This window comes from Streptomyces himastatinicus ATCC 53653, assembly GCF_000158915.1.
Lineage (GTDB): Bacteria > Actinomycetota > Actinomycetes > Streptomycetales > Streptomycetaceae > Streptomyces > Streptomyces himastatinicus.
The window spans coordinates 8,164,676-8,174,879 of the sequence record NZ_GG657754.1; the positions used below are offsets into that span (position 1 = coordinate 8,164,676).

Consider the following 10,204-nt stretch of genomic DNA (forward strand, 5'->3'; position numbering starts at 1 on the left):
GCACGATCCGCGGCGAGAACCCGGCCGACGCGCACAGCACCCGCACCCGCTGGGCGTGGTCGCAGGTGCCCGGGTCGGCGACGATCCAGTCCTCGCCCGCCGCGTCCTCCAGCCGCACCGAACCCACCCGCGCCAGCGGGTGGTCGGCGGGCACCAGCAGGAAGTACGGCTCCTCCAGCAGGGGGCTCTGCTCGAACCTCGCGTCATCCGGCTGCGGCCCGCCCTCGATGGGCTCCACGACCGCGAGATCCACCTCGCCCGCCACCAGCAGATCCATGGCCTCCACGGTGTCGCGCTCGCGCACCTGCACCAGGAGGTCGGGATGGCTGTGCCGCAGCCGCCCGGCCGCGGGGGCGATCAGGCCGCTGATCGCGGTGGTGAAGCCCGCGATGCGCAGCGGCCCGGTCATGCCCGCCCGGTACGACTCCAGCTCCGCCTGCGCTTCCTCCCACCGGGCCAGCAGCGCGTCGGCGTGCTCGATGAGCAGGAGCGCGGCCGGGGTCAGCCGGACGCCGCGGCCCTGCGGCTCCAGGAGCGGCACCCTCAGCTCGCGCGCCAGCTCGCGCACATGGTGGGAGACCGCCGACGGGGTGAGATGCAGGGCCCTCGGGCGGGCCGCGGTGACCGTGCCCTGCTGGTGCACCATGCGGGAGCATATTGAAGCCGACGCAGGTCAATCATGAAACTATTTTGCACACACGACCAGCAAAACGTGCAATGGACCGCAACGGTTGCCCGGAGTCATCCTGCTGTCATGTGCACCGACACGAGCACCATCGTTTCCCGGCACACCACCACCGAGGGCGTCGTGGTCTGGAGCCGCTGCGCCTGCGGACGGCTGCGGATGCGCCTGGTCCCCTACGGCATCGACGGCAAGGCACTCGCCGCGGGTGGACACGGCGCCCGCCGCCCCCCCACCGCGGCCATTAGCCCCTGCCCGCCCCCGACGTGGACAAGGGCGACATGACATCCCCACCTCGTATCACCCGCCTCACGGCCCTCTGGACCCTCATCGGTCTGGTGCTGCTGACCCTCAACCTGCGGGCGGCCATCACCGGCATCCCCCCGGTCCTGGGCCAACTCCAGGACACCTTCGGGCTCACCGGCGTCGAGGCGGGCGTGCTCGCCACCCTGCCGGAGCTGTGCCTGGGCATCTTCTCCGCGCTCACCCCCGTACTCGCCCGCCGCATCGGCACCCAGGCGGCCATCACCGTGGCGCTCGTCGTGCTCACCATCGGGCTCCTGCTGCGCGTACTCCCCGCCCAGACGGCGCTGTTCACCGGCACCGTGCTGGCCGGAGCCGGGATCGCCACGGGCAACGTGCTGGTGCCCGCGGTCATCAAGCACGCCTTTCCCCGCCACGTGGGCCCGCTCACCGGCCTGGCGATGATGCTGATGTCCGTCAGCGGCGCCGCCGCGGCGGGCCTGGCCGTCCCCCTGGACCACATGGGCGGCTGGCGGCTGGCCCTCGCCGCCTGGGCGGCCCCGTCCCTGATCGCGGCCCTGGTCTGGTGCCCGCTCGCGCTCCGCGGGCGAAAGCAGCCACCGGAACCGGCGCCCGCCCGCGCGGAGAAGGGGGCGCTGCTGCGCTCGCCGCTGGCGTGGTCCATCACGGTCTTCATGGGGATGACGTCGCTGATGTTCTACACGCTGACGGCGTGGCTTCCCCAGCTGATGCGCGACCACGGGTACGCACCCGCCACCGCCGGGATGATGAACTCGGTCATCATCATCATCGGAATCCCCCTCGGCTTCGTCGTACCGGTGGTCGCCGCCCGCCTGCGCGACCAACGCCCCCTCGTCCTCGGGGTCGTCACCCTGATGGCGATCGGACTCGTCGGCCTGCTCCTGGCTCCCCAGGCCGGATGGGTCTGGGTCGCGGTCTTCGGGGTCGCCACCGGCAGCGCGTTCCCGATCGCCCTCACCCTCCTCAACCTGCGCTCACCCACGGCCGCGGTCACGGCCCGCCTCTCGGGCATGGCCCAGTCCGGCGGCTACCTCCTCGCCGCGACCGGCCCCCTGACCTTCGGCGTACTGCACAGCGTCACCGGCGACTGGAAGCCGTCGATCGTCCTGCTGCTCCTGCTGGTGATACCCGAGCTGATCTGCGGCCTCCTGGCCGCCCGCCCCGGCCTCGTAACACCGAGCCCCCCGCGCCCGGAGGACCACCCAGAGCACCCCACCGCGAACACCCCTGCCCGGCCCGTGCGGTGACCGTGCCGACTACGCCAGGGGCGGCTGGCGTTCGGCTGCGCGGCTGAGGCTGTCCTCGATGCGGGCCAGGGCGCGGATGGTGGCTTCCTGGTCCTCCTCGGACAGGCTGTCGACGGTGCTTTCCTCGAGGTCCGCCCAGACCTGTTCGACCTCCTTGCGCAGGGCGAGGCTGGCGGGCGTGGGTTCGATGATGGTGGCGCGCTTGTCGGATTCGCTGGGGCGGCGGCGGACGAAGCCCGCGTGCTCCAGGCGCTTGACGGTGCGGGTCATGGTGGCCGCGTCCGAGCCGAGGAGGCGTACGAGGTCGGTCTGGCGCTGGGGGCCGAGGTCCCACAGCTGCATCATGACCAGCTCCTGCCCGGGGTGCAGTCCCACGCGGCGCAGGAGTTGTCCGGCGAGCATCCGGTGCAGGCGGGCCACGCGGAAGATCGCGTGGTTCATGGCTCCCGCCCGGATCGAGGGCGGCATCGGTGGGCGGGCCATGTCCGCGGCGGAGCAGTCCGCTGACGATGCGGCGCCGGGGTCCTTCGGCACGTTCTTCGCACTCCTCTCGCAGTGATGATTGCCTGGGCAGGGACATTCTATCGCTGGCCCCTGCCGCCGCCCGAGAGTGGGTGTCAGATGCCGAAATCACCAGGGAGAGTGATGCGCGTCACAGCCTTCGGGGAATCGATCCCCGGATTTACTTGTTCGGACAGGCAATGGCATCGTGTGGTGCCGCGCATCCCAGCCGAACAGGAGCCTGACCATGACAACGGCCTTCACCCCCTACGACCTCGGCGGCCTCCGCCTCTCCAGCCGCATCGTGATGGCACCCATGACCCGCAGCCGTGCGTACGGTCCCGGGCAGAGCGCCACCGAGCTGATGGCGGCCTACTACGCGCAGCGGGCGGGTGCCGGGCTGATCGTCACCGAGGGCACACAGCCGTCGGTGGTCGGCCAGGGCTATCCGGACACCCCCGGCATCCACTCCGCCGAGCAGATCGCGGCCTGGCGCAAGGTCACCGACGCCGTGCACGCGGAGGGCGGCAGGATCTTCCTCCAGTTGATGCACACCGGCCGGGTCGGGCACCCGAGCCTGATGGGGCTCACACCGGTCGGCGCCTCCGCGGTCGCCGCCAAGGGGCAGGTCTATACGCACGACGGTCCGCAGGACTTCGTCACGCCGCACGAGCTGACCGAGGCGGAGATCGCGGAAACCGTCGCCGACTTCGCCGCCGCCGCGCGCAACGCCGTCGAGGCGGGCTTCGACGGCGTGGAGCTGCACGGCGCCAACGGCTATCTGATCCACCAGTTCCTCGCACCGAACTCCAACCGGCGCACCGACGCCTGGGGCGGCAGCCCCGAGCGGCGGATCCGCTTCGCCGTCGAGACCGCGCGGGCCGTGGCCGAGGCCATCGGCGGGGACCGGGTCGGCTTCCGCATCTCGCCCGGCAACCCCTTCAACGACATCGACGAGAGCGACCGGACGGACGTGGAGGCCACCTACACCGCCCTCGTGGACGCGCTCGCCCCGCTCGGCCTGGCCTACCTCCACCAGATGGAGGGTCCCGAGATCCGCGACCTGACCGTGCGGCTGCGCAAGGCATGGCCGAGTACCTTCGTCCTCAACCCCTTCACCGGTACGGAGCCCACCGGCCCCGACGCGCTGGCGCTCATCGAGGACGGCACCGCCGACCTGATCGCCTACGGGGCGCTCTACCTCGCCAACCCCGACCTGCCCGTCCGCCTCGCCGCGGGCGGCCCCTTCAACACCCCGGACCGCGCCACCTCCTTCGGCGGCGACCACCGTGGCTACACCGACTACCCCGCCCTCGGCTGAACCGGAGACCCACCATGAGCTTCACGACCCGCCCCGGAACGTACGGGGCACGCCAGCCCGGAGCCGCGGTGCGCTGGCTGAACAAGGTGACCATGCGCCAGATCGTCCGCAAAGGCGGCGGGAAGATGCTCGGCGGCCTGGACGCGCTCGTGCTGACCACGGTCGGCAAGAAGAGCGGTGAGCCACGTAAGTCCCCGGTGTGCTGGTTCCCCGGGGAGGGCGAAAGCTGGCTGATCGTGGCCTCGGCCAACGGAGCCGCGAAGAACCCGGCCTGGTACTACAACCTCGCCGCTCACCCCGACCAGGCAGCCATCACCCTCGCCGGCCGCACCGTGCCCGTCACCGCCGAACAGCTGCACGGCGAAGAGCGCGAACGCGCCTGGCGAGGGATCGCCGACGCGTCCGCACGCTTCGGTCAGTACCAGCAGAAGACCGATCGCGAACTGCCCGTCATCCGCCTCACCCCGCGCTCCGGGTAGCCTCACGAGAGGCCGTGGGGACCACAGCAACTGCCCACCTGGGGCTGCGGCGTGTCGGGTAGACCGGGCGGTCACTGCGCACCTTCGGCGTGGTGGGCGCGGCGTGCCTGCTGGTACGCGTTCAACACAGGGCCTGCTCGGCCTCGCATCCGTCGTGGCGGGCGGGCAGGGTGCCGTGGTCGAACGGGTCGCGCTGGCGAGGGAAGCTGTCGGCACACTCACCGGGGCAGGCGTAGACGGTGCCGCCACCGGCGCTCGCGCCGTGTCCGATCGCGACGACGACCGGTTCGCGGGTCGGATTGTCGCAGCGGGCGCAGATCTGGATCGTCATGAGCGTGTCTCCTCGCCGGTCTCGGGCTCGGTGTTGATCGCCCGGGCGAGCGCTTCGCGCAGCCGGTACGGGTCGGTGAGGTACCGGTCGGGGCCCACGGGGATGCGCCAGTGCAGGCGCGGCCCGGTGGTGTGGGTGGCCGGAGGAACGCCGACATAAGTCACCGTGGCGTCGTGCGCGCCAAGGGCGTTGACGTTCCTCTGCATGCGCCGCCAGTGCTGGGCATGACCCGGCGGGATGAGCCAGTACATGAGGCTGTAGTCGGCGATGACGGCACCGGTCGCTTCGCCGAGCAGCCGCAGGGCGCACTCGCCGACGTCAGCGGGGGTCCGAACGGCGTCCCAGTATGGGCCTACCTCGACCAGCTCCACGTCCGTGCCGCTCGGTGGCGCCCATGATCTGGGGGTGGTCCCCGGCGGGAACCCGTTTGGGTGGGCCATGGCTGGTGTCGTCCCATCTGCCTGGTCGGTGTGGACAAGCAGATGGTTCTCCGCCGCGAGAGCCGCAAGTGACCCAGTGAGGGTCAGTCAGGGGCACTCGCCCGCGTGACACCACTCGGCGAAGCTGCTGAGGCTGTCGGCGTCAGCGCGCCGCAGGCGGCGCAACGTCGCAGCGTCCTCACGCACCCACGGGTGGTCGCGAGTGTGCTGCGGTGCGATCTGGCGCGCAGTCTTCAGCGATTCGAACGCGTCGCGCGGGAACCCGGACCACAACTGGGCACGTGCCTTCTCGATGTAAAACCCGCTACGCCGCTCAGCAGGCAGATCCTGTGGCGGTGCCCAATCGCCGAGTGCATTGAGTGCCCGGTGAACGTGATCGTCACCGAGGCTGACGGCGACGGACACTTCGTGAATGCGTACGCTGACCGGTCCGAACGCTGTGCCCTGATAGACGCTCTCGGGTACGGCGTCCCCCAGGCGTCGGGCCTCCGTGAGGTGTCGATCCGCGGCCTCTCCCAGGCCGGCGCGCCCCGGCGATCACGGCCGCCCGCATGCAAAGGGCGCCACGAGCTGCGAGGACCGCGTCAGCAGGGCCAACCGCGGCCTTGTCCACAGCGGCCTCGAGCGCGCGCAGCCCGGCGACGTAGGCGCGGGCAGCGAAGAAGACCTCGGTGCGGACGTAGGCGACAGCCGCGTCCAGCAGTGGGTCCCCGGCGTGCGGTACGGCCCACCGCATCAGCTCCACCAGGCGGGCGGACAGGTCCCGGGCGCCGTATTTGTACGCCACTGCGTCGGCGGTCCGAAGGGCCGAGACCAGGAGGCTCGCGGCCTCGGCTTCCTCCTCGGGGCTCGCCAGGTGGAAGGCGCGAATCAACTCGCCCACGAGGGAAGGTAAGTGGCGAGCGATACGGACGTACTGAGCAGCCAGGCGCCAGGTCACCGCCTCGTCCACTGATGCGCGCAACTCGGTCAGCGGCCTGACGGGCCCGTCGTCCGGCATGTCGTACGCGGCGATGGTGGCCGACAACGTCAGCATGGCGGCGTGCACTCGGGCATCCGCCCGGTCCCGGCTTCCCAGCAGGAGGGCGGGATCCACACCGAGAGCAGCGGCGAGGGCCTCGATCACGTCGTCACTCGCGCCCCGGGCGCCTCGCTCGATTTTCCGCAGCGTCCCCACGTGTACCCCGGCGGCGTCCGCCAGCTCTTGCTGTGTCATGCGCGCGATGCGGCGCCGATAGGCCACGCGCCGGGCAAGCTCCGTGGGCATGCTCGTACTCCGTTCGGTGCGTCCGCTCCGAACGGTACTCAGCGGCCCCCTCGCACATGGTCCCTTCGCCTCAAGTGCCGACGAGTCGTACGAGGTCGTGCAACGAGTCGATCTGCCAGTCAGCGGCAGCTGCCTCGGGCGTGCCCGACCAGAGATGGCCCCAGGGCCCACGTCGCAGATGCGCGGCGCGCAGGCCCGCCGCCTTCGCCGGGCCCGTGTCGTTCGCGGGGTGATCGCCTACGTAGACGGTTTCACCGGGAGCCGTTCCCGCAAGCTCCAGGACGAGGGCGAAGAACCCGGGTTCCGGCTTGGCCACACCCCACTCTCCCGAGGTGGCGACCGCATCAACCGGCAGCCCGAGGTCCCGCAGCAACTGTCCGGTACACGCCGTCTGGTTGCCCGCGATGACGACGCGCACGCCGCGTTGACGAAGAGCTGCGAAGGCCGGACGTACATCCGGATAGAGATCGGACTCGTCCAGCTGCTCGTTGACGCCCCTGGCCTCCATGGCGGCCCGCTCGCCAACGATATCGATACCGGGCCGGACGAGCCGCAGTGCCTCCGCGTTGTCGCGCCCCTGCGCCACGACCGCACCGACCAGGGCCGAGAGGGTGTGCCGGGGAACGCCCAGCCAGTCTGCCCACGTCGCCCAGCCACGGTCATCTCGGATCAAGGTCTCGCCGACGTCGAGCACCACCGCGCGAATCATCCGGGCAGGGTAGAGCACCAGGAGGGCCCCTTGCTGGCCGTTGCACCCGCTTACGAGGTGAACACCTCTTGCCCTCGGCGTCTCGATTGTCCAAGTTCCCTCGTCAGTGCCCAGTTGGGCAACCGATAGGCTATATTCACAGAACTTGAATGATTTACTCCGAGTGCTACATATGTTCTATTTTAGGGGGTGGGGTATGTCTGCTGATTTGAGCTGGACATACGATGAGGCGACGGCTAGCGGAGGGTTGCTGGAAACCAGCCTCGGGCAGCTCAGGGATGAACTCGGCTACAAGAAGCTGGGCAAGGGGATCCTGGAACAGATCGTGAAGGCCCTTGGTAAGCAGGAATTGGGCTACTTCCCGCAGTGGGTCCTCGATGCTCGCTGCAATACCGAGCCCCGGCAAGGGAATAAGGTCTGGGTCTACGTCCGGGACAACAGCACGCGAGCGCGCGTCCTCGATGCCATCCTCTGCCCCGAACAAGCCAACGTGCGCAGCGTCCTCGATGGGCTGGTGTCGGGGGACTTGGCTGCTCTCACTGCCGAGGAGAAGCTGAAGCGCATTCGCGAAATCGTCAACGTCTAGCACGGCCTGATCTCGCGTCGCATCAGTGAAAATTCACGGGGGGAATCATGCGTATCCGCACCGCCGCGATCGCGGCCGCCGTCCTGTGCCTACCGCTCGCCGCGTGCGGTAGCGACAGTGGCAAGGCCGACGCCGAGTCCAGCAAGACCTCAGATACAGCCACAGTCGCAAGCCCAGAACCGTCACTCACCCAGCCTGTCGAGCCCATGGCCATTGGCACCACCTGGGAGTGGGAAAGGGACGGCGGCGCCGCCACTGGCGAGACCACAGTCATCACCTACAAACAGCCCATCACAGGTATCGAGCCACCTGGCGACGGCCTCGGTCTGGAAGAGGGCTCCGTATGGGCGCAAGTTGGGCGGGGTGCCCTCGACGCTGCTCGGGTCGCACGATCACCGCATCGCAATTCCCCTGGTCGCTGGCCTTTGCCGACGGTACGCGGGCAGAGGTCACCGGCTTGAACGGCGGCGATTTCCCCAAGCCCGAATTCCCGACGGACGATGCGACGGTCAAGGTCGGCGACTGCATCCGCGGCAAGATCCCCATCCCGGTGCCACCCGCCTCTCGACCGGAACGAATCGTGTATGCCCCCGAAGGATTGGACGAACCGGTGGAGTGGACCGTGCCCAAGAGGTAGAGCCCCGCTGCATCCGTGGTCGCGTGAGACCGGGATGGCAGTGGCTAGGACAGCACGGGGTACAGGCCGTCTCTCGAGCCGGTCGGAGCCAAGCGGGCCGCGAGCTTCCAGAACCGTCTGGCGAGGGCCGGATGGCGCTGGATCTGTGCGTAGAGCGCTCATCGAGCCGCGAAACGGTGCAATGGAGCGGGACGGCCTGCTGGGGCGGAGTAGCACGGCGAGTGCTACGGCCGAGCTGCCGCAACCCAGTAGCCCAAGGTTTCTGTGGGAAAACGTGCGGAGGCGTCCCCTGAACGCGCTGTCTCGTCGGAGATACGCCGTCTGACGTGGAGGGCTGGCTGGGGGAGTCCGCGTGGTCGGCGTGGCGACCGGCCGTAGCAGCGCCCACGAGCTACGGGCCGCCGGCGCCGTGGTCGAAGACCTCTCCGACAGTGGTGCCGTACCCCCGCCGCGCGGGGCCCCCTTCGCCACCTGCGGATTCAGGAGCCCCCGCCGATGATGGCAGACACACCTGGCTACGCGCCGGGGCTCAAGCGGCCGTTGACGCGATGCACGCAGAGGAAGCGCATGTCCGTCACCTGTGCTCGACGCGCAGGCGGGGGCGCGGCGACGAGCCGCCTGCGCGCAGCGAGTCTGTCGCTCCGCGCGGCGTGGCGGACCGCCGCACACTCCTACTGGATGAAGCGCACCTCGGGGTGAGCGGGGGAGGGGCCGTCCAGCAGATCCTGCGGTCGGCCCCGCAGATGCTGGTCGAAGAAGGCCGCGACGTAGGCGCGCTGGGCGGTGACGCTGCCCTCGGGGTCCACGGTGCCGATGTAGTCCTCACGGAGCTGGGCGGGGATGTCCAGGGTCTCGTCCAGGGCGGGCACGAACGACTGGGCATCGGTGTAGCTGAAGTGGCTGGCCCCCTCCAGGCTCAGATCGCGCTTCCAGCCGGTCGAGTGGTCCCAGAACGACTGCCAGGAGGGCTTGTTGAGATGGGTCTGATCCGCCTTGCCCATGAGCATGAACGGGCGGTCCAGCCCTTCCAGGGCCACGGGGAGGAATTCGGTCCCGCTGTACTGAAGCGTGCCGTCCATGTTGATCCCCGTGTCGATGCGGCGATCCACGCGCATGGTCTCCGCCGCGGTGATCCCTCCGGCCGAATGGCCGTACATGCCGATCCGCTCCAGGTCGAGCGCCCTGCCCAGGCCGCGCGGCAGACGGCGCCCCTCGGCGTCGGGGTTGCGGCCGTCCCGTAAGGCAGCGAGTTGGTCGAGGACGAAGCGGGTGTCGCGTACCCGGGTGTCGATCGCCTTCTTGGTCCTCCCGGGCGTGCCCGCATCCTTCGCCAGTTCGACGCGGCCGTCCGGGAACTCCACCGGAGAGGTCTCATGGGTGTGGTCCATGGTGACCACCACATAGCCACGGCTCGCGAGTTCCATGGCCATCAAGGTGCCCAGCGAGCGGGGCATACCCAGGCCCGGTGAGTACAGCAGGACCGGCCGCTTGCCACGGCTGTCGGCCGGGGCTCCCGAGACCGCGTCCGTACGGATCCCGGCCCAGTCCACCTCGCCGGGGCGCGCCAGGAGGTACGAGCCCGACTCGTCCAGGTAGCGCGCGGCGCCGGGGCGCAGGTACGGCTGGCGGGGATACCCGTGCGTCGAGCGCGCCGGGTACCAGACGCTGACCATCAGCTCCCGGTCCCGCCCGGCGACCCAGGGGTCGGGCCGGTCGCGG

The 10,204-nt window shown here is 70.0% G+C and carries 12 protein-coding genes and 1 pseudogene; 6 read left to right on the forward strand and 7 right to left on the reverse strand.

Annotated features, from left to right (window positions below):
- Positions 1–646: LysR family transcriptional regulator (locus SSOG_RS34845; protein WP_039939371.1), on the reverse strand; the 646-nt coding region annotated here is incomplete at its 3' end.
- A 108-nt stretch (positions 647–754) separates the two neighbouring features.
- On the opposite strand from SSOG_RS34845, the gene SSOG_RS49295 reads away from it, so the two are divergent.
- Entirely contained in the window at positions 755–967 is a 213-nt protein-coding gene (locus SSOG_RS49295; protein WP_009718968.1) for a hypothetical protein, read from the forward strand.
- A complete protein-coding gene (locus SSOG_RS34850; protein WP_039939372.1) occupies positions 964–2,214 on the forward strand; it encodes a CynX/NimT family MFS transporter in 1,251 nt (416 codons plus the stop codon). Before SSOG_RS49295 ends, SSOG_RS34850 begins: the two co-directional genes overlap by 4 nt.
- Before the next feature lie 9 nt (positions 2,215–2,223).
- Here the strand turns inward: SSOG_RS34850 and SSOG_RS34855 are convergent, their stop codons facing one another.
- Positions 2,224–2,655 carry a MarR family winged helix-turn-helix transcriptional regulator gene (locus SSOG_RS34855; RefSeq protein ID WP_342634367.1) on the reverse strand — a complete coding sequence of 144 codons (432 nt, stop codon included), beginning with the start codon at positions 2,653–2,655 and terminating at the stop codon, positions 2,224–2,226.
- 307 nt (positions 2,656–2,962) lie between these two features.
- On the opposite strand from SSOG_RS34855, the gene SSOG_RS34860 reads away from it, so the two are divergent.
- Both SSOG_RS34860 and SSOG_RS34865 read left to right on the forward strand, forming a co-directional pair.
- Positions 2,963–4,036 (forward strand): alkene reductase, encoded by a 1,074-nt coding sequence (locus tag SSOG_RS34860; RefSeq protein WP_039939374.1) that lies wholly within the window; start codon positions 2,963–2,965, stop codon positions 4,034–4,036.
- A gap of 14 nt (positions 4,037–4,050) precedes the next feature.
- On the forward strand, positions 4,051–4,515 hold the full coding sequence (locus SSOG_RS34865; protein WP_009718972.1) for a nitroreductase/quinone reductase family protein: 465 nt from the start codon (positions 4,051–4,053) through the stop codon (positions 4,513–4,515).
- A gap of 121 nt (positions 4,516–4,636) precedes the next feature.
- Here SSOG_RS34865 and SSOG_RS34870 read toward each other — a convergent pair whose 3' ends face one another.
- The 4 genes and pseudogenes from SSOG_RS34870 to SSOG_RS34885 form a co-directional block, all read right to left on the reverse strand.
- Positions 4,637–4,846, reverse strand: a complete 210-nt coding sequence (locus SSOG_RS34870; protein ID WP_009718973.1) for a hypothetical protein — start codon at positions 4,844–4,846, stop codon at positions 4,637–4,639.
- Positions 4,843–5,286: a hypothetical protein gene (locus SSOG_RS34875; protein ID WP_009718974.1), complete on the reverse strand. Its 444-nt coding sequence runs from the start codon at positions 5,284–5,286 to the stop codon at positions 4,843–4,845. Before SSOG_RS34875 ends, SSOG_RS34870 begins: the two co-directional genes overlap by 4 nt.
- An 87-nt stretch (positions 5,287–5,373) precedes the next feature.
- Positions 5,374–6,553 (reverse strand): annotated as a pseudogene (locus tag SSOG_RS34880) (helix-turn-helix domain-containing protein).
- A gap of 70 nt (positions 6,554–6,623) precedes the next feature.
- A complete protein-coding gene (locus tag SSOG_RS34885) occupies positions 6,624–7,262 on the reverse strand; it encodes an HAD family hydrolase (protein WP_039942202.1) in 639 nt (212 codons plus the stop codon).
- 196 nt (positions 7,263–7,458) lie between these two features.
- Between SSOG_RS34885 and SSOG_RS34890 the strand changes: the two genes are divergently transcribed.
- Complete coding sequence (locus SSOG_RS34890) at positions 7,459–7,848, forward strand: hypothetical protein (protein ID WP_050800384.1); 390 nt, start codon at positions 7,459–7,461, stop codon at positions 7,846–7,848.
- A 343-nt stretch (positions 7,849–8,191) separates the two neighbouring features.
- Complete coding sequence (locus SSOG_RS52700; RefSeq protein ID WP_154686013.1) at positions 8,192–8,485, forward strand: hypothetical protein; 294 nt, start codon at positions 8,192–8,194, stop codon at positions 8,483–8,485.
- A gap of 671 nt (positions 8,486–9,156) precedes the next feature.
- On the opposite strand, the gene SSOG_RS34895 is transcribed toward SSOG_RS52700, so the two are convergent.
- Positions 9,157–10,204, reverse strand: a 1,048-nt coding sequence (locus SSOG_RS34895) for an alpha/beta hydrolase family protein (protein WP_039939378.1), incomplete at its 5' end; no start/stop codon positions are given.